Origin of the sequence: Pseudomonas sp. S30 (assembly GCF_016518545.1) — a bacterium.
Classification (GTDB): Bacteria; Pseudomonadota; Gammaproteobacteria; order Pseudomonadales; family Pseudomonadaceae; genus Aquipseudomonas.
On sequence record NZ_JACVTO010000002.1, the window covers coordinates 235,708 to 254,235 of the forward strand.

The window sequence follows — 18,528 nt, forward strand, 5'->3', positions numbered from 1 at the left end:
CTTCGAGCGGTGGAGGCGAAGCCCTCCGATTCGGCAGGCTTCGCGGTGAGGTGATGCGCTTGTATCAGAGACTGCTGAACAGCGGGAAAACTCCCATGAGCAGGGCTGCGAACATTATGCACAGGCATACCAGCACTGCCCACTTGAGGGTAAAGCGCTGGTGGTCGCCGAACTCGATCCCTGCCAGGGCCACCAGCAGGTAGGTGGAGGGCACCAGGGGGCTGAGCAGGTGTACCGGCTGGCCGACGATCGAGGCGCGGGCCATTTCCACCGGGGTGATGCCGTAATGGGCGGCCGCTTCGGCCAGTACCGGCAGCACGCCATAGTAGAAGGCGTCATTGGACATGAAGAAGGTGAACGGCATGCTGACGATCGCCGTGATCGTCGCCAGGTAGGGGCCCATGGCGTCGGGAATCACTGCCAGCAGGCTCTTGGACATGGCGTCGACCATGCCGGTGCCGGAGAGGATCCCGGTGAAGATCCCGGCAGCGAAGATCAGCCCGGTCACCGCCAGGACGCTGCCGGCGTGGGCCGCGATGCGGTCCTTCTGCTGCTGTAGGCAGGGGTAGTTGACGATCATGGCGATGCTGAACGCGATCATGAACAGCACCGGCAGCGGCAACAGCCCGGCGATCAACGCGACCATCAGCGCGGCGGTGAGGGCGCCGTTGAACCAGATCAGCTTGGGGCGGCGCGCCTCGGGGAACTGCGAGACGCTGATGTCGCTGTGGTCGATGTCGTCGGTGGGCAGGTGCAGCTCGCCCAGGCGGGCACGTTCGCGCTTGCCGTACAGGTAGGCGATGACCAGGATCGCCAGTACGCCGAAGGCCATGGCCGGGATCATCGGCACGAAGATGTCCGACGGGTCGACGTGCAGGGCGCTGGCGGCGCGGGCGGTGGGGCCGCCCCAGGGGGTCATGTTCATCACCCCGCCGGCGAGGATGATCAGGCCGGCCATGATGCGCGGGCTCATGCCCAGGCGGCTGTACAGCGGCAGCATGGCCGCGCAGCAGATCATGTAGGTGGTGGCGCCGTCACCGTCGAGCGACACCACCAGGGCCAGCACGGCGGTGCCCACCGAGACTTTCAGCGGGTCGCCCTTGACCAGCTTGAGGATCTGGCGCACGGCCGGGTCGAACAGGCCGGAGTCGATCATCAGGGCGAAATAGAGAATGGCGAACATCAGCATCACGCCGGTGGGCGCCAGCTTGCTGATGCCTTCGAGCATCATGGGCCCGATCTTGGCGGCGAAACCGCCGAACAGGGCGAACAGGATCGGTACCAGGATCAGGGCGATCAAGGCCGACAGGCGCTTGGTCATGATCAGGTACATGAAAGTGATGACCATGGCGAAGCCGAGGAAGGTCAGCATGACGGTACTCCAGACGGTGTGCGGCGAAAGATGTCGGACGGATCAGCGCAGCGGGCGCTGTGGTCGGAGTACGGGAGGGGGTACAGCGAAGAGAAGGGCACAGGACAGCATCGGAAATCACCATTGTTGTTGTTGGTTGAGCCAGGCGGCCTGTTTGCGCACACCTTGGCTGACCGGTCTTGTCGCCGGTGGTGGGGCTATCCTAGGGGCGAAAGCTTTCAGCCAGCTTTCGCTGCCGAGCAATTGACCGGAGGTCGTGACGATGCATGAGGTGATGGAAGGTGGGTGCCACTGCGGCGCCCTGCGCTATCGGCTGGAGGGGGATCTGGGCGATGTCGCCCACTGCCATTGTTCCATTTGTCGGCGGGTCAGTGGCGGCCTGGTGGTGACCTGGGTCACCGTACCGCGAACCGCCTTCAGCTGGCTGGCAGGCCAGCCGCAACGCTATGTGGCGCCGGCCAGCTGCACGCGCTGGTTCTGTGGCCGGTGTGGTGCGCACGTGGCGCTGCAGACCACGCACAGCGAGGCGAGCATCGACGTGACGGTCGCCACCATGGACAGGCCGGAGCAGGTGCGCGCCAACCGGCACATCTGGACGGGCAGTCGCCTGCCGTGGCTGCATCTGGACGAGCAGTTGCCGAGCGAGGAACGGGAGCAGTTGTGAACGCGGACGGGGCCTGGTCAGAGGCCCCGTACGGTTCAGATGGTCAGCGTCCAGTCGTAGTCGACGATCAGCGGTGCGTGCTGGGAGAAGCGTGGCTGACGGGGCAGGCGCGCCTGGCGCACGCAACGACGCAGGCCCTGGGTGAGGATCTGGTAGTCGAAGCGATAGCCGAGGTTGAGCATCTCGGCCTGTTCGTTGTCCGGCCACCAGCTGAACTGGTCGCCTTCGCGGCTGACTTCGCGCAGGGCATCGACATAGCCCATTTCGCCGATGATCGCGTCCATCCAGGCCCGCTCGGGCGGCAGGAAGCCAGGCGACTGCTGGCTGTCGCGCCAGTTCTTGATGTCCAGCTTCTGCTGCGCGACGTACAGCGAGCCACAGTAGATGTACTCGCGACGCTTGCGACGCTGCTTGTCCAGGTACTTGGCGAAGTCGTCCATCAACTTGAATTTCTGGTTCAAGTCTTCATCGCCGTTCATGCCCGAAGGCAGCAACAGGCTGGCGATGCTCACCTTGTCGAAATCGGCCTGCAGGTAACGTCCGTAACGGTCGGCTGTCTCGAAGCCCAGGCCGGTGATGACTGCCTTGGGCTGCATCCGCGAGTAGAGTGCCACGCCACCTTGGGTGGGCACCTCCGCGTCGCAGGCATAAAGGAAATAGCCATCGAGCTGGAAAGCTGGGTCGTCGAGTTCAAAGGCCGAGGCGCGGGTATCCTGAAGGCAGATGACGTCGGCATTCTGGGCTTGCAACCAGCTGAGCAAACCACGCTCGGCCGCAGCCTGAATGCCATTCACGTTCACACTGATGATCCGCATAAATGGCCCCAAAAATCTCGTGCGTGTATGATACCCGAGCTCAACTCATTTAGCTAAATCCGTGGTGTCCGGGACTTTTCATGCAGCCGTATCAGCGCGACTTCATCCGTTTTGCCATCGATCGGGGCGTGCTGCGCTTCGGTGAATTCACCCTGAAATCGGGGCGTACCAGCCCGTACTTCTTCAATGCCGGCCTGTTCAACAGTGGCTCGGCACTGGCCCAGCTCGGGCGTTGCTACGCCGCCGCCATCGTCGACAGCACGATCCCTTTCGACGTGCTGTTCGGCCCTGCCTACAAGGGCATTCCCCTGGCGGCCGCCACGGCGGTGGCGCTGGCCGAGCAACATGGCCTGGACGTGCCCTGGTGCTTCAACCGCAAGGAGGCCAAGGATCACGGTGAAGGCGGCAGCCTGGTCGGCGCACCGCTGGCTGGCGAGGTGCTGATCATCGACGACGTGATCACCGCAGGCACTGCCATCCGCGAGGTCATGCAGATCATCCAGGCCCAGCAGGCGCGGGCGGCGGGCGTGCTGATCGCGCTGAACCGCGAAGAGCGTGGCAACGGCGAGCTGTCGGCGATCCAGGAAGTGGAGCGTGACTTCGGCGTGCCGGTGGTCAGCATCGTCTCGCTGACCCAGGTACTGGAATTCCTCGCCGACGACCCGCAGCTCAAGCAGCACCTGCCGGCGGTCGAGGCGTATCGGGCGCAGTACGGCATCTGACCCGGTCCAGGGTCAAAGCAAAGGCGACCTTCGTGAGAAGGCCGCCTTTTTTATCGCCTGAACCGAGGCTGTCGCGCGAGGCCCGCGCAGTTCAGTCGGTGCCGTACTTGGGCGAGCGAGGGCCGTAGAGCAGCCCGCCATTGGGGTTTGGCGAGAGCAGGCGGGCGCTGGTGATACCGGCGATCGGGTAGCCCGCGTCGTCTTGCACGCTGGAGATGATCTGGTTCACCGCCGCGGTGACCAGCATGCCGATCAACCCGCCCTGGTTCTGCCGGCCTTCTTCGCTGGACGCCGAGGCGGTGCCGGTCCACAGGGTGGTGCCGGTCTTGAGGTCGACCAGCTTGGCGCTGGCGGTGACGATGGTCGCGCTGCTCAGGATCATGTAGCGGGTGCCGTAGTCGCTGACGGTCACGTACAGCCCGGCGTCGGCACCGAAGATCTCGCGCAGCTTGGCGGTCGGCAGCTCATGGATGTCGGCCGGGGTGGTCATGCCGTTCTGGCGGAAGGTCTCGGCGACCAGCGCCACGGGCATCACGTAGTAGCCTGCCTCGGCCAGCGGGTAGGTGACCTGCGACAGCATGCTGTAGCTGGCCTTCACATCCGGCGAGTTGTTCAGCGGCGGCACGATCAGGATCGACTTGGGGCGGCTCTGCTTGAACGCGGCATAGTCGGTGGCCTTGCGCTCGGCACACCCGGCGAACAGGGCCAGGACGCAGGCGCCGACGAGCAGTTGGGTCAGGCGCTTGATCATGGCTTGGCTCCTTGCGCGGCGTTCTTCATCAGGAAGTCCATGTAGGCCGCCGACTCAGGGAACAGCGCCTTTTCCGTCTGGAACTGCTGGATCATCTGGTCGTCCTTGCCCAGGCTCGAGTAGAGCAGGCCCAGCTGCGCGTGGTAGCCCGGCGGCACGGCGCCGTTCTTGGCCTTGATCTTCTCCAGGTCGCGCTCCAGCGCGATCGCCTGTTCTTCCTTGGACTGGTCGTTGAAATATTCGCGGACCTGGGGCTGGTAGCTTTCCCATTGGTACAGCGGTTTGGGCGAATTGCAGCCGGCCAGCAGGGCGCCGGCCAGCAGCAGGCCGGCGCCAGTGCGCCAGGCCGAGCGGGTGATGCTCATGGATGTGCTTTCCTTGTCGTGTAACGGGTCTTCGAGCAGGTGCGCCGGATCAGCGCGCCTGGGGCTTCCACTGGCCGCTGTCGACGGCGTTGACCAGCTTGTTCACCGCTTCGCGCATGGCCAGGTCCAGGACCTTGCCGTTGAGCGTCGAATCGTAGCTGGCGGTGCCGCCGAAGCCGATGATCTCGCGGTTCGAGAGGGCGTACTCGCCGGCGCCCTGGCTCGAATAGACCACCTCGGAGGTGCTGATGTTGACGATGTTCAGCGCCACCTTGGCATAGGCGATCTGGGTCTTGCCGCGGCCGAGAATGCCAAACAGCTGATGATCGCCGACTTCCTTGCGGCCGAACTCGGTGACATCGCCGGTGACGACGAAGTCGGCGCCCTTGAGCTGCTGCTGCAGGCCCTTGAGGGTCGCTTCCTGCTGGATTTCGCCCAGGTTGTCGCGGTCCAGCACATTGAACCGGTTGGTCTGCTGCAAGTGGGTGATCAGGATGGTCTTGGCCTGGCCGCCCAGACGGTCTACGCCGTCCGAGAAAATGCCGCGCATGTAGCTGGAACGGTTGTCGAACTTGCCGACGGCGATGGGTGTGCGCACCCCGCTGTAGGGGCGGTTGACGCTTTCGACCTGTTGCACGGCCACGGCGGTCGAGGTTTCGGTGGCGCAGCCTGCGAGGGACCCGAGCGCGACGGCGGCCGCCAGCACGAGTCCTTGTGATGCGTATTTCACGCGTATTTCTCCAGATGAACGGTAACTTTTTGCAACGGGCGTGCATTCTGCCACGTTGTTCCGGCCGTCAGGAGGGAAAATTCAGAAGCGTGAAATGCGTCGCTCCAGGCGCTGGCATGCAGGCATGCCAGCGTTTTGCTGAAGGCGGGGAGGGGTCAGGCGCGCTTGCGATTGGTGATCAGGGTGCCGACGCCGCTGTCGGTGAAGATCTCCAGCAACACGGCATTGGGCACGCGACCATCGATGATATGCGAGCTGTTGACGCCGCCTTGCACCGCTTCCAGTGCGCACTTGATCTTCGGCAGCATGCCGCCGTAGATGGTGCCGTCGGCGATCAGCTCGTTGACCTGCTCGGTGGTCAGGCCGGTGAGCACCTGGCCCTGCTTGTCCATCAGGCCGGCGATGTTGGTCAGCAGCATCAGTTTTTCGGCCTTCAGCGCTTCGGCCACCTTACCGGCCACCAGGTCGGCGTTGATGTTGTAGGACTCGCCGTTGGCGCCCACGCCGATCGGTGCGATCACCGGGATGAAGTCGCCGCGTACCAGCATGTTCAGCAGCTCGGTATTGACCCCCACCACTTCGCCGACGTGACCGATGTCGATGATCTCGGCGGTGGTCATTTCCGGCGTCTGGCGGCTCACGGTGAGCTTCTTCGCGCGGATCAGCTCGGCGTCCTTGCCGGTCAGGCCGATGGCGCTGCCGCCGTGACGGTTGATCAGGTTGACGATGTCCTTGTTGACCTGGCCGCCCAGCACCATCTCGACCACGTCCATGGTCGCCGAGTCGGTGACGCGCATGCCGTCGATGAAGTGGCTCTCGATCGACAGGCGCTTGAGCAGGTCGCCGATCTGCGGGCCGCCGCCATGCACCACCACCGGGTTGATGCCCACCGCCTTCATCAGCACGATGTCACGGGCGAATCCGGTCTTGAGCTCTTCGCTCTCCATCGCGTTGCCGCCGTACTTGATCACCAGCGTCTTGCCGACGAAGCGGCGGATATAGGGCAGCGCTTCGGACAAAACCTCGGCTACATGGGAAGCGGCATCGCGATCGAGGGTCATGCAGGGCTCCAGTGCGTGAAAGTCAGAACGGCAGCTGCAGGCCGGGGTCGACCTTGAGCAACTGCTCGCGGAATACAGCCTTGATTCGGTCCAGCTCTGCCTCACTGTCGGCCTCGAAGCGCAGCACCAGCACCGGGGTGGTATTGGAGGCGCGGACCAGGCCCCAGCCGTGAGGGTAGTCGACTCGCACACCGTCGATGGTGGTCAGGTCGGCCGCGCCCCAGTCGGCATCGCGTTGCAGTGCATCAATGATGCTGAATTTACCCTCGTCGGTCACATCGATATTGATTTCCGGCGTGGAAATATCGTTCGGGAACGCGGCGAACAGGCTTTCGGCATCCTGGTCGGCCTTGCTGAGGATCTCCAGCAGGCGTGCGGCGCTGTAGATGCCGTCGTCGAAACCGTACCAGCGTTCCTTGATGAAGATGTGTCCGCTCATCTCGCCAGCCAGCAGCGAGCCGGTGAGCTTCATCTTCTTCTTGATCAACGAATGACCGGTCTTCCACATCAGGGCACGACCGCCGTGGTGCTCGATCAGCGGGGTGAGGCGGCGGGTACACTTGACGTCGAAGATGATCTCGGCGTTGGGGTTGCGCGACAGCACGTCCTGGGCGAACAGCATCAGCAGGCGATCGGGGTAGACGATGTTGCCGGTGTTGGTCACCACGCCGACGCGGTCGCCGTCGCCGTCGAAGGCCAGGCCGATGTCGGCGCCGGTCTCGCGCACCTTGGCGATCAGATCCTGCAGGTTTTCAGGCTTGCCCGGATCGGGATGATGGTTGGGAAAGTGGCCGTCGACCTCGCAGAACAGCGGGATCACCTCGCAGCCCAGGGCCTGGATCAGGCGCGGGGCGATGACGCCCGCCGCGCCGTTGCCGCAGTCGACCACCACCTTGAGCTTTCGCGCCAGCTTGACGTCGCCGACGACCTGCTGGAAGTAGCGATCGAGGATCTCGACCCGCTCGATGCGGCCTTCGGCCTGGGTCAGGTCGTTGTCCTTCAGGCGCGTCAGCAGGGCCTGGATCTGTTCGTTGGCCAAGGTATCGCCAGCGATGACGATCTTGAAGCCGTTGTAGTCCGAAGGGTTATGGCTGCCGGTGAGCATCACCCCGGAGGTGCCGGCCAGCACGTTGGCGGCGTAGTAGAGGGCAGGGGTGGGCACCAGGCCGACGTCGCTGACCTGGCAGCCGGCATCGGCCAGACCCTGGATCAGTCGCTCGACCAGCATCGGGCCGGACAGGCGGCCGTCGCGGCCTACGGAAATGTTCGGTTCGCCCTGGGCCAGGGTCTGGGCGCCGATGGCGCGACCGATCCAGTAGGCGGTCTCGGCGTGCAGTGTCTTGCCGACGATGCCGCGGATGTCATAGGCGCGGAAAATGCTGTCCGGCAGGGCGGGGACCAATTGGGCCATGTCGCTCATCTCAGGGTACTCCAAAGGGCTGAGGCTACTGGGTAGGCGAAAACAGAACGCTTGGACGGTGCTTAGACCCGAGAGTTCACCATCCCAGGCGCCAGCGTTCGTCTCAGCGGGTGCCGGAATGACCGAATCCGCCGGTGCCGCGCTGGGTTTCGTCGAAGGCCTCGACGATTTCGAACTGCGCCTGCACCACCGGCACCAGGATCAGTTGCGCGATGCGCTCGCCCACGGTGAGGGTGAAGGGCGTGTCGCCTCGGTTCCAGCACGAGACCATCAGTTCGCCCTGGTAGTCCGAGTCGATCAGGCCCACCAGGTTGCCCAGCACGACGCCATGCTTGTGGCCCAGGCCCGAGCGCGGCAGCACCATGGCCGCCAGGCCCGGGTCGGCGATGTAGATCGACAGGCCGGTGGGGATGAGCAGGGTCTGGCCGGGCTCCAGAACGGTGTCCTGTTGCAGCAGGGCGCGCAGGTCCAGGCCGGCCGAGCCGGGCGTGGCGTACTGCGGGAGGGGGAATTCGCTACCCAGGCGTGGGTCGAGGATCTTGGCTTGTAGGGCGTGCATGTAACTCATTGAACCTGATTGAGCCGTTCGGCGATGAAGGCGACCAGTTGCCGGGCGATCTTGCCTTTGCTGGTCTGCGCGAAGAGGGTCTGGTGCTGCTGGCGATCGATCACGGTCAAGGCGTTCTCCTCGCTGTTGAAGCCGATGCTGGGGTTGGCCACATCGTTGGCGACGATCAGGTCGAGGTTCTTGTCCTTGAGCTTGCGCGTGGCGTAATCGAGCAGGTGTTCGGTCTCGGCGGCGAAGCCGACGCTGAACGGTCGATCGGCACGACCGGCCAGGGTGGCAAGGATATCCGGATTGCGCACCATCTGCAGCAGCATGCCGTCGCCGGTCGTAGGGTCTTTCTTGAGCTTCTGCGGGGCGACCACTTCCGGGCGGTAGTCCGCCACCGCCGCCGAGGCGATGAACAGGTCGCATGGCATGGCCGTTTCACAGGCCGCGAGCATGTCCCGCGCGCTCACCACGTCGATGCGCTGGACCCGGTCCGGGGTGGGCAGGTGCACGGGACCGGTGACGAGGGTCACCCGAGCCCCCGCTTCGGCGGCCGCCTCGGCCAGGGCGAAGCCCATCTTTCCGGAGCTATGATTGGTGATGTAGCGCACCGGATCGATGTTTTCCTGGGTCGGGCCGGCGGTGATCAGCACGTGCTTGCCAGTCAGCGCCTGGCGCTTGAAGCTTTCGGCAGCGCACCAGGCCAGGTCGGTGGCCTCGAGCATGCGGCCCAGGCCGACGTCGCCACAGGCCTGGCTGCCGGAGGCCGGGCCGAAGACCTGGATGCCCCGGCGCTGGAGCAGCGCCAGGTTGTCCTGGGTCGCTGGATCGCGCCACATGGCCTGGTTCATGGCCGGCGCCACGGCGACGGTGGCATCGGTGGCCAGCACCAAGGTGGTCAGCAGGTCGTCGGCCATGCCTTGGGCCAGGCGCGCCATGAGGTCGGCGGTGGCCGGGGCGATGAGCACCAGGTCGGCCCATTTGGCCAGTTCGATGTGGCCCATGGCCGCTTCTGCGGCCGGATCGAGCAGGTCCAGATGCACCGGGTGACCGGAGAGCGCCTGCAGGGTCAGTGGAGTGATGAACTCGGCACCGCCGCGGGTCATGACCACGCGCACCTGTGCGCCGTGTTCCAGGAGTCGGCGGATCAGCTCGGCGCTCTTGTAGGCGGCAATGCCGCCACCCACGCCGAGAACGATGCGCTTGCGATACAGCCGCTGCATAGGCTTGCCTTATTCCAGTGAAAGCGGGCGACGAAAAAAGTGAACATGCCTGCGGCAGAACGTCGCATTCAACGAGGCGAACTAGATTAACACAGGGCTCGGAGCCACCGCAGCAGCACGCAAGGAGGGGTATGAACATCAGGGAATGGCCGGCGCAGGAGCGGCCCAGGGAAAAGTTGCTGGCGCGAGGTGCGGCGGTGCTGTCCGATGCCGAGCTGCTGGCCGTGCTGCTGGGGTCGGGCGTGGCCGGACGCAATGTGGTCGATCTGGCCCGCAGCCTGATCGGCCGGTTCGGCGGGCTGCGGCCCTTTCTGGAGGGCGACCGCCACGCGCTGCTGCGCGAGCCGGGCATGGGGCCGGTGAAGTATGCGCAGTTGCAGGCGCTGCTGGAAATTGGCAGACGCTACCTGGACGAGACCATCGTGCGCACCCCGGCACTGGAGAATCCGGCGGCGGTGAGGCGCTACCTCAAGGCCATGCTGCGCCACGAGCGCTGCGAGGTGTTCGGTTGCCTTTTCCTGGACACCAAGCACCGGCCGGTCGCGTTCGAAATCCTCTTCCGCGGCACCATCGACCGGGCGAGCATCTATCCGCGCGAGGTGGTGCGCCGATCGCTGCTGCACAATGCGGCGGCCCTGATCATCTGTCACAACCACCCTTCCGGAAGCCCCGAGCCCAGCCAGGACGACGTGCGCCTCACCTGCACCCTGAAGCAGGCCCTGGCGCTGATCGATGTGCGCGTGCTCGACCATGTGATCGTCGGCGACGGCGAGCCGTTGTCGATGGCCGAGCGAGGTTGGATCGGCGCCTAGGCTTTTCAGACGCAAGCCAAGGGGCGGTCGTAGCGAGGCCGATCAGCGCTGCACCGACACCTTGCTGAAGTCTACCCGTCCGAACGGGCTCACCTGATAGCCGTGCACTGCCTTGGTCAGCAAGGCCGACGCGGTAGGATGGGCCAGCGGCAGCCACAGCGCCTGCTGCTGGATCACTGCCTGCGCCTGCTGATACAGCCGGCTGCGCACGCTCTGGTCGTTGGTGGTGCGGCCGGCGCTGATCAACTGGTCCAGTCGGTTGTCGCAGAACCGCGCGAAGTTGGTTCCGGAAGTGACCGCGGCACAGGAAAACTGCGGCGTGAGGAAGTTGTCCGGGTCGCCGTTGTCGCCGGCCCAGCCCATGAACAGCAGGTCGTGCTCGCCGGCCTTGGCGCGGCGGATCAGCTCGCCCCATTCGAGGGTGCGGATCTGCGCCTTGATGCCGACCTTGGCCAGGTCCGCCTGGAGCATCTGCGCGCCCAGGCTGGGATTGGGGTTGAGCAGGCTGCCGGTGGGGCGCGTCCAGATCGTGGTGTCGAAGCCATCGGCCAGGCCGGCCTTGGCCAGCAGCGCCTTGGCCTTGTTCAGGTCGAGCGCATAGCCCGGCAGGTCCTTGGCGTAACTCCAGGTGTTGGGCGGGTAGGGGCCATTGGCCGCGATCGCGGTGTCGTCGAACACCGCCTTGAGGTAGGCCGCCTTGTCGAAGGCGAGGTTGATCGCCTGACGCACCTCAGGCTTGTCCAGGGGCGGATGCTCGCTGTTCAGGGCCACGAACGCAGTCATGAACGCGGGCGTCGAGGCGACCTGGAGCTTGTCGTTCGCAGCTGCGTCGGCGATGTCCAGCGGCTTGGGCGACAGGGCCACCTGGCACTCGTTGCGCTTGAGCTTCTGCAGGCGCACGTTGGGGTCGGTGGTGATGGCGAAGATCAGCGGATCCACCGCAGGCTTGCCGTCGAAATAGTCCGGGTTGGCGCGATAGCGCACCACCGCGTCCTTCTGGAAGCGCTGGAACACGAACGGCCCCGTGCCGATCGGCTGGCTGTTGAGCTTGTCCGGCGTGCCGGCCTTGAGCAGCTTGTCGGCGTATTCGGCCGAGTAGATCGAGGCGAAGCCCATGCTCAGGGTGGCCAGGAAGGTGGCGTCCGGGTGCGTGAGGGTGAAGCGCACGTGCTGCGCGTCGGGCGCGTCGATCGACTTGATCAGGCTGCCCAATTGCAGCGACTGGGCATGGGGGTAGCCGCCAGGCGCGGTCTTGTGCCAGGCGTGGGCCGGGTAGAGCATGCGCTGGAAGCTGAACAGCACGTCGTCGGCGTCCAACGTCCGGCTGGGCTTGAAGTACTCGGTGGTGTGAAACTTCACGCCGTCGCGCAGGGTGAAGTCGTAGGTCAGCCCGTCATCGGAGATGCGCCAGGCTTGCGCCAGGCTCGGCACCACCTTGCCTTGCCCGGCGTCGAATTCCACCAGGCGGTTCATCAGCACATCGGCCGACGCGTTGGTGGTGGTCAGCGAGTTGTACTGGACCACATCGAAGCCTTCGGGGCTGGCTTCGGTGCACACCGCCAGCGGAGCTGCCTGGGCCAGGCCAGTGGCGAGCAATGAAGTGAACAGGACGGTAAGGGCGGCGACGCGCATGCTAGATCCTCGGCTGGTCAGTGGCCCATCTGCCAGTGCAGTCTGGAAGCGGAAAAGCTCTAACCCTAGAGTGCCGCTGCGCAAATGGCTACCGGATTTTTACCGCGTGCGGCGACGAGCGGTCGACAGCGTGCAACCCTTGTCGCTATGCTGGCTCGGCGCGATCGGCCCGCTCGGCAATGTGCATCTTCTATTGTTGCGGCCGACCCTTTCTGGTATAAAGCAGCGCTCTTTTCTAGGGGCTGTGTCCGTCGCTTTACCAGCCGGTCCGATAAGACCCCCGGAAACACGGCGCCTTGGCGCCATAGACTGAGAGATTAAGCGGCCAACCCATGCCGGGTTGGGCATGTGGTTTTAGAGGGCTGAGGCATGTCGAGAGTCTGTCAAGTTACCGGTAAGGGTCCGGTAACCGGGAATAACATTTCCCACGCGAACAACAAAACCCGTCGTCGTTTCCTGCCGAACCTGCAGCATCACCGTTTCTGGGTCGAGTCCGAGAAGCGTTTCGTGCGTCTGCGCGTTTCCGCCAAGGGCATGCGCGTCATTGACAAGCGTGGTATCGACGTCGTGCTGTCCGAGCTGCGTGCTCGCGGCGAAAAGTTCTAAGGAGAACGTCATGCGTGAATTGATCCGTCTGGTTTCGAGTGCTGGCACTGGCCACTTCTACACCACCGACAAGAACAAGCGCACCACCCCGGACAAGATCGAGATCAAGAAATACGATCCGGTCGTCCGCAAGCACGTGGTGTACAAGGAAGCCAAGATCAAGTAATTGATCGGCGACCACAAAAAACCCGCTGTCGAAAGACCGCGGGTTTTTTTGTGCGTGTTACCGGTCAGAATCAGCTGATGCGCAGTTGGGTGATGATGCCGGCTTCGTCAGCGTCGATGATGATGCGATCCTGCCTGATGTCCATGGTCGTCACATCGCCTGGGCCTGCGGCCAGGTGCAGGCCGGTCAGCTCCAGCAGGTAGGCTTTGACGCTTTCCACGTAGCGAGTGCCGATCACATGGCGGGCTGGGCTGAGAATGTCGGTGGTCATGATGGATGCTCCCGGTTCAGTTGAATGTGCGCGTAATGAGGTCGTTGGCCGTCAGGATCGAATCAGCCGAATTGGATACCTGTGATCAGGTCCTGATCGTCGGTCTGAATCGTGATGCGAAAAGGGTTCAAGTCTCGGCTCTTGGCATCATGAGGCCCATAGACCGGGCGGTCGGTGAGTCGCAGGAGTTCGTCGCGAATCGACGGCTCGTAAGGCATGCCCATGAAACGCTGCATGGCTTCGAGCGCCTGATCGTCGGTCGAGGGGTTCCAGTGCTCGGGCGGCTGCCAGCCAATGCCCGGTTCGCTCTGGCTCTTGCGTGTATCGCTGGTGTCGTCAGACATGAGGCTGTCTCCAATAGGTGTCCGGTATGGACAAGCCATGTTCGCCTCAGTCCCTCGCACCCTTGCGGTAGATAGTTCTCCTGCACACTGTCAGCGACCTTCGAACATCGCATAGATCTTGCGGCACGGCTCCAGCACTTCCCAGGTGCCCTGGAAGCCTGCCGGTATCACGAAGCGGTCGCCGGCGCGCAAGGTCTTGGCATTGCCGTGCCGATCGCGCAGTACCGACACGCCCTGGACGATCTCGCAGTACTCGTGTTCGGTGTAGTTCACCGTCCACTGGCCCACCTCGCCTTCCCAGACGCCGGCAGCGAACTGTCCGCACGGGCTGGCATAGTGGTTGTACAGGGTCTGGTGCGGATCGCCCTTGAGAATCTTTTCCGCTGCCGGGCGGTAGCGCTCGGCCTCGGTCAGGGCGTGGGAGAAGTCGATGATGTGGTCGATGCTCATGCGGATGATCCCTGGGTTGTTTAATAAAATTAACATCAGTAGGCTTTTGGCCTGCTAGTGTCAAATATATTGATAGTTCGAGTCGCCTGGTTTAGGGTGTTCGATGCCTGGGTGCGCTCGTCGCCCGGCCAGAATACCCGACAGTGCCCGTGAGTCCTCGGTGCGGGGCTGCACTTCAACAAGAGGAGGAGTTTCGTATGACTACCTTGACGCGTGCGGACTGGGAACAACGTGCCCAGCAACTGAAGATCGAAGGCCGCGCCTTCATCGACGGCCACTACACCGACGCCGCCTCGGGCGACACCTTCGACTGCCTCAGCCCGGTCGATGGACGCTTCCTGGCCAAGGTCGCCAGCTGCGACCTGGCCGATGCCAACCGTGCCGTGGAGAATGCGCGCGCCACCTTCGCCTCTGGCGTGTGGTCGCAGCTGCCACCGGCCAAGCGCAAGGCCACGCTGATCCGTTTCGCGGGCCTGCTGCGCCAGCACGTCGAAGAGCTGGCGCTGCTGGAAACCCTGGACATGGGCAAGCCGATCGGCGACTCCTCCGGCATCGACATTCCGGGGGCGGCCAACGCCATCCAGTGGACCGCTGAAGCCATCGACAAGGTCTACGACGAGGTCGCGCCCACCCCGCACGACCAGCTCGGGCTGGTCACCCGCGAGCCGGTGGGCGTGGTCGGTGCCATCGTACCCTGGAATTTCCCGTTGATGATGGCCTGCTGGAAGCTCGGCCCGGCGCTCGCCACCGGCAACTCGGTGGTGCTCAAGCCGTCGGAAAAATCGCCGCTGACTGCCGTGCGCATCGCGCAACTGGCCATCGAGGCCGGCATTCCGGCGGGCGTGCTCAACGTGCTGCCTGGCTATGGGCATACCGTCGGCAAGGCCCTGGCACTGCACATGGATGTCGACACCCTGGTGTTCACCGGCTCCACCCGAGTCGCCAAGCAACTGATGGTGTACGCGGGCGAATCGAACATGAAGCGCATCTGGCTGGAAGCCGGTGGCAAGAGCCCGAACATCGTCTTCGCCGATGCGCCGGACCTGCACGCCGCCGCCGAGGCCGCGGCCAGCGCCATCGCCTTCAACCAGGGCGAGGTGTGCACCGCAGGCTCGCGTCTGCTGGTCGAGCGCTCCATCAAGGACCGCTTCCTGCCGATGGTGGTCGAGGCGCTCAAGGCCTGGAAGCCCGGCAACCCGCTGGACCCGGCGACCACGGTCGGTGCGCTGGTGGATACGCAGCAGATGAACACCGTGCTGTCCTACATCGAATCCGGCCAGCAAGGCGGTGCTACCCTGCTGACCGGTGGCAAGCGCATCCTCGAGGAGACCGGTGGCACCTACGTCGAGCCGACCATCTTCGATGGCGTCACCAACGCCATGAAGATCGCCCAGGAAGAGATCTTCGGCCCGGTGCTGTCGGTGATCGCCTTCGACAGCCCGGAAGAGGCCGTGGCCATCGCCAACGATACGCCCTATGGCCTGGCGGCCGGGATCTGGACCGCCGACCTGTCCAAGGCGCACCAGACCGCTCGCGCCGTGCGCGCCGGTAGCGTGTGGGTGAACCAGTACGATGGCGGCGACATGACCGCACCGTTCGGCGGCTTCAAGCAGTCGGGCAACGGTCGCGACAAGTCGCTGCATGCGCTGGAAAAATACACCGAGCTGAAGGCGACCTGGATCAAGCTCTGATCGTTCGCCGCCTGCCTCGCGGGTAAAGCGCCCTGGCGCACCACGGTCGCTGCACGCAGACGTTTGCAGCAGGCGGGGTGCGCCGGGGCGCTTTGCGCGTGATCGTCTATCACTTGTTCAGGAGGCGCCATGCGTTGGGGCACCTACTTCGCCGTACTTGCCGCAGTGCTCAGCGTCGGCCTCGCCCTGGGCGTGAGCATGCCGCTGGTGTCCCTGCGTCTGGAAAGCTGGGGCTACGGCGGCTTCGCCATCGGGGTGATGGCAGCGATGCCCGCGATCGGCGTTCTGCTGGGGGCCAGCCTGGCCAGTCGCCTGGCTGGATGGATCGGCGTGCCGGCCACGATGCGCCTGTGCCTATGGGGCGGAGCGCTGTCGGTCGGGCTGCTCGCCGTGCTGCCCAGCTACCCGCTCTGGTTGGTCCTGCGCCTGCTGATCGGCACCTCTCTGACCGTGGTGTTCATTCTGGGTGAAAGCTGGATCAATCAACTAGTGGTGGAGCAGTGGCGTGGCCGTCTGGTGGCGCTGTATGGCAGTAGCTATGCCCTGAGTCAGCTGGCCGGTCCGCTGGTGCTCGGTGCGCTCGGCTCGGACGACGACTTCGGCTTCTGGGCTGCCACGGGCCTGTTGCTGGTGGCGCCGCTGCTGCTGTTCGGTCGCAGCGGCGCGCCGTCCACCGACGCATGCAGCGTGACCTTCGCCGATCTGCTGGGCTTCTGTCGGCGCCTGCCGGTGATCGCCTGGGCCATCGCTCTGTTCGCCGGGTTCGAGGCGATGATCCTCACCCTGTTGCCCGTCTATGTGCTGCGCCAAGGCTTCACTGCCGAGGTGGCGCTGTTCATGGTCAGCACGGTGGTGGTCGGCGATGCGGTCCTGCAATTGCCGATTGGCGCGCTGGCCGACCGCCTGTCCCGGCAGGCCCTGTTCAGTGGCTGTGCGCTCAGCCTGCTGTGTTCCAGCCTGGCCATTCCGCTGCTGCTGCACACGCCGGCGATCTGGCCGCTGTGGGTGCTGTTCGGCGCGAGCGCAGGCGGCCTGTTCACGCTATCGCTGATCCTGATCGGCGAGCGTTATCGGGACGATGCCCTGGTGCGGGCCAATGCCCACGTGGCGCAGTTGTGGGGCGTGGGCTGCCTGCTCGGCCCGCTGCTGGCCGGTGCCGGCAGCCAGTGGGTCAGCGGCCACGCGCTGCTGTGGCTGATGGCGGCCGGAGCTCTGGGGCTGGTGCTGCTGACGCGACGCCCGGACGCCTTCGAGCCGAGCGCCGCCTGACGAGCTTCACAGGCCCGCACGCCTAGAGCATACGCTCCAGGCCGACGGCCTTGGCCACCCAGGCGTTGAAGCGTCGCCACAGATCGCCCGGTTCGGTGGTCAAGGTGTGCAACTGGCCATTGTCTTCGGTCACCCAGACCATCTTGCCGTCCTTGAGCCTGGGCTGATAGCTCAGCGCCGGAGCCATGCCCTGCTCGGCCAGTTCACGGGTGTACTCGGCCAGTTCCGGGCTGTCCACCAGCACCCCCACCTCGGTGTTCCACAGCACCGAGCGCGGGTCGAAATTGAACGAGCCGATGAAGGTCTTCTGCCGGTCGAAGACCATGGCCTTGCTGTGCAGGCTCGAATCCGACTGTCCCTTGAAGCTCAGCGCGCCGCGCACCGCACTGGGGTCGCCCGGCTGGCGGCGCAGCTCGAACAGCTCCACCCCGTGCTCGAGCAGCGCGCGGCGATAGGGTGCATAGCCGCCATGCACCGCCGGCACATCGGTGGCCTCCAGGGAGTTGGTGAGCAACTTCACCGAAGCGCCGGCGTCGGCGCGGCCTGTGAGGTACAGCAGGCCTGTTCTGCCTGGCACGAAGTAGGCCGACACCAGGATCAGCTCGCGGTGCACCTGCTCCAGGTCCGGTGCCAGTTGCCGGGTCATCAGCAACTGGGGGTCGGGGTCGCCGCTGGACAGCACCTTGCTGGGGGCGTCCCACAGGGCCTGGCTGTGGGCCCAGATCAGTTCGTTGCGCCAGAAGTCCAGGCGCGGCTCGGTCCGATAGGCCATCAGCCGATCGTACAGCGCCCTGCGTTGCACGCGGGCCTCGGCCAGCCACACCTCCAGACGCTGGCGACTGGCGTGCAGGTCGTCGGCGTCCGGCGTGCGCCAGAGAAAATCGCCGATCGGCCGGCTCAGGGCGCTGTTCCAGTATTGATCGAAACTGTGCCCGAGCTGTTCGGCCACGGGTCCCACGCCCAGCAGGTCGATGTCGGTGAAGTTCAGGTTGGGTTCGGCGTCGAAGTACTCGTCACCCAGGTTGCGGCCACCGACGATGGCCATGGCACCGTCGACCAGGAACAGCTTATTGTGCATGCGCCGGTGCTGCAGCGACAGGTCGAACAGCCGGCCCATGGCCCGGGTGAGGCCGGTGCTGCGGCCCAGGTGCAAGGGGTTGAACAGGCGGATCTGGATGCGCGGATGGGCGTCGAGGGTGGCGATCAGGCTGTCCAGGCCGTCGCTGGTGGTGTCGTCGAGCAGGATGCGCACCCTCACACCACGGTCGGCGGCTCGCAGCAGCTCATGCACCAGGGCGCGCGTGCTCAGGCCGTCGTGGACGATGTAGTACTGCAGGTCGATGCTGGTCCTGGCGTGGCGGATCAGCTCGGCACGGGCGCGGAACGCCTCGCTGCTGTTGGGCAGCAGGCGAAAGCCGGAGCGGCCGGCGTAGGGCGCGGCCTGGCGCAGCACCGAGCGACCGAAGGCCGAGTCGCTGGCCGGCAATGCCTGGCTGACATCGCGCGGGGCGTCGACGCTGGCGCAGCCATGCAGGCCGAGCAGTAGCGCCAGCAGCAGGGGCAGGGCTCGCTGGAAGGTCAAGGGTGGTCCTGTGGGCGGGTCGGTGGAAA

The 18,528-nt window shown here is 64.9% G+C and carries 20 protein-coding genes and 1 pseudogene; 7 read left to right on the top strand and 14 right to left on the bottom strand.

The window, feature by feature from the left end; translation table 11 throughout:
- Positions 1–64: 64 nt before the first annotated feature.
- Positions 65–1,372 carry a CitMHS family transporter gene (locus tag IAE34_RS03945; RefSeq protein ID WP_200137549.1) on the bottom strand — a complete coding sequence of 436 codons (1,308 nt, stop codon included), beginning with the start codon at positions 1,370–1,372 and terminating at the stop codon, positions 65–67.
- Positions 1,373–1,634: 262 nt separating this feature from the next.
- Here IAE34_RS03945 and IAE34_RS03950 point away from each other — a divergent pair, with 262 nt between their 5' ends.
- Positions 1,635–2,036 carry a GFA family protein gene (locus tag IAE34_RS03950; protein WP_200137550.1) on the top strand — a complete coding sequence of 134 codons (402 nt, stop codon included), beginning with the start codon at positions 1,635–1,637 and terminating at the stop codon, positions 2,034–2,036.
- Between the two features lie 35 nt (positions 2,037–2,071).
- Here the strand turns inward: IAE34_RS03950 and IAE34_RS03955 are convergent, their stop codons facing one another.
- The gene (locus IAE34_RS03955) at positions 2,072–2,851 is read right to left on the bottom strand and encodes an exodeoxyribonuclease III (RefSeq protein ID WP_200137551.1); all 780 of its coding nucleotides are present in this window, start codon (positions 2,849–2,851) and stop codon (positions 2,072–2,074) included.
- Between the two features lie 80 nt (positions 2,852–2,931).
- Between IAE34_RS03955 and pyrE the strand changes: the two genes are divergently transcribed.
- Positions 2,932–3,573, top strand: a complete 642-nt coding sequence (gene pyrE, locus IAE34_RS03960) for an orotate phosphoribosyltransferase (RefSeq protein WP_200137552.1) — start codon at positions 2,932–2,934, stop codon at positions 3,571–3,573.
- A 91-nt stretch (positions 3,574–3,664) separates the two neighbouring features.
- Here the strand turns inward: pyrE and IAE34_RS03965 are convergent, their stop codons facing one another.
- From IAE34_RS03965 to coaBC, 7 genes and pseudogenes are all read right to left on the bottom strand, one after another.
- Positions 3,665–4,324, bottom strand: a complete 660-nt coding sequence (locus IAE34_RS03965) for a DUF799 domain-containing protein (protein ID WP_200137553.1) — start codon at positions 4,322–4,324, stop codon at positions 3,665–3,667.
- Positions 4,321–4,689, bottom strand: coding sequence for a DUF4810 domain-containing protein (locus IAE34_RS03970; protein ID WP_200137554.1), 369 nt, complete (start codon positions 4,687–4,689; stop codon positions 4,321–4,323). The genes IAE34_RS03965 and IAE34_RS03970 overlap by 4 nt, the downstream gene beginning before the upstream one ends.
- Positions 4,690–4,738: 49 nt before the next feature.
- Positions 4,739–5,419, bottom strand: a complete 681-nt coding sequence (locus IAE34_RS03975; protein WP_200137555.1) for a CsgG/HfaB family protein — start codon at positions 5,417–5,419, stop codon at positions 4,739–4,741.
- 155 nt (positions 5,420–5,574) lie between these two features.
- Complete coding sequence (argB, locus tag IAE34_RS03980; RefSeq protein ID WP_200137556.1) at positions 5,575–6,480, bottom strand: acetylglutamate kinase; 906 nt, start codon at positions 6,478–6,480, stop codon at positions 5,575–5,577.
- Positions 6,481–6,502: 22 nt separating this feature from the next.
- Positions 6,503–7,879: pseudogene (locus tag IAE34_RS03985) on the bottom strand (phosphomannomutase/phosphoglucomutase); the annotation flags it as partial.
- A gap of 124 nt (positions 7,880–8,003) precedes the next feature.
- Positions 8,004–8,459, bottom strand: a complete 456-nt coding sequence (dut, locus tag IAE34_RS03990; RefSeq protein WP_200137558.1) for a dUTP diphosphatase — start codon at positions 8,457–8,459, stop codon at positions 8,004–8,006.
- A gap of 5 nt (positions 8,460–8,464) precedes the next feature.
- On the bottom strand, positions 8,465–9,676 hold the full coding sequence (gene coaBC, locus IAE34_RS03995) for a bifunctional phosphopantothenoylcysteine decarboxylase/phosphopantothenate--cysteine ligase CoaBC (RefSeq protein ID WP_200137559.1): 1,212 nt from the start codon (positions 9,674–9,676) through the stop codon (positions 8,465–8,467).
- A gap of 131 nt (positions 9,677–9,807) precedes the next feature.
- Here coaBC and radC point away from each other — a divergent pair, with 131 nt between their 5' ends.
- Complete coding sequence (radC, locus tag IAE34_RS04000) at positions 9,808–10,488, top strand: RadC family protein (protein ID WP_200137560.1); 681 nt, start codon at positions 9,808–9,810, stop codon at positions 10,486–10,488.
- 42 nt (positions 10,489–10,530) lie between these two features.
- On the opposite strand, the gene IAE34_RS04005 is transcribed toward radC, so the two are convergent.
- A complete protein-coding gene (locus IAE34_RS04005; RefSeq protein ID WP_200137561.1) occupies positions 10,531–12,120 on the bottom strand; it encodes an ABC transporter substrate-binding protein in 1,590 nt (529 codons plus the stop codon).
- Positions 12,121–12,489: 369 nt separating this feature from the next.
- Here IAE34_RS04005 and rpmB point away from each other — a divergent pair, with 369 nt between their 5' ends.
- Together rpmB and rpmG are read left to right on the top strand one after the other, a co-directional pair.
- Positions 12,490–12,726 carry a 50S ribosomal protein L28 gene (gene rpmB, locus IAE34_RS04010; RefSeq protein WP_200137562.1) on the top strand — a complete coding sequence of 79 codons (237 nt, stop codon included), beginning with the start codon at positions 12,490–12,492 and terminating at the stop codon, positions 12,724–12,726.
- 10 nt (positions 12,727–12,736) lie between these two features.
- Complete coding sequence (gene rpmG, locus IAE34_RS04015) at positions 12,737–12,892, top strand: 50S ribosomal protein L33 (RefSeq protein ID WP_003253507.1); 156 nt, start codon at positions 12,737–12,739, stop codon at positions 12,890–12,892.
- 70 nt (positions 12,893–12,962) lie between these two features.
- Here rpmG and IAE34_RS04020 read toward each other — a convergent pair whose 3' ends face one another.
- The 3 genes from IAE34_RS04020 to IAE34_RS04030 form a co-directional block, all read right to left on the bottom strand.
- Positions 12,963–13,163 carry a hypothetical protein gene (locus tag IAE34_RS04020; RefSeq protein ID WP_200137563.1) on the bottom strand — a complete coding sequence of 67 codons (201 nt, stop codon included), beginning with the start codon at positions 13,161–13,163 and terminating at the stop codon, positions 12,963–12,965.
- Positions 13,164–13,225: 62 nt separating this feature from the next.
- Positions 13,226–13,507, bottom strand: a complete 282-nt coding sequence (locus IAE34_RS04025) for a hypothetical protein (RefSeq protein ID WP_200137564.1) — start codon at positions 13,505–13,507, stop codon at positions 13,226–13,228.
- A 90-nt stretch (positions 13,508–13,597) separates the two neighbouring features.
- Entirely contained in the window at positions 13,598–13,957 is a 360-nt protein-coding gene (locus tag IAE34_RS04030; RefSeq protein WP_200137565.1) for a cupin domain-containing protein, read from the bottom strand.
- A gap of 197 nt (positions 13,958–14,154) precedes the next feature.
- On the opposite strand from IAE34_RS04030, the gene IAE34_RS04035 reads away from it, so the two are divergent.
- On the top strand, positions 14,155–15,648 hold the full coding sequence (locus IAE34_RS04035; RefSeq protein WP_200137566.1) for an aldehyde dehydrogenase: 1,494 nt from the start codon (positions 14,155–14,157) through the stop codon (positions 15,646–15,648).
- 129 nt (positions 15,649–15,777) lie between these two features.
- Complete coding sequence (locus IAE34_RS04040) at positions 15,778–16,917, top strand: MFS transporter (protein ID WP_200137567.1); 1,140 nt, start codon at positions 15,778–15,780, stop codon at positions 16,915–16,917.
- A 22-nt stretch (positions 16,918–16,939) separates the two neighbouring features.
- Here the strand turns inward: IAE34_RS04040 and IAE34_RS04045 are convergent, their stop codons facing one another.
- Positions 16,940–18,499, bottom strand: coding sequence for a phospholipase D family protein (locus IAE34_RS04045; RefSeq protein WP_200137568.1), 1,560 nt, complete (start codon positions 18,497–18,499; stop codon positions 16,940–16,942).
- Between the last annotated feature and the right edge of the window lie 29 nt (positions 18,500–18,528).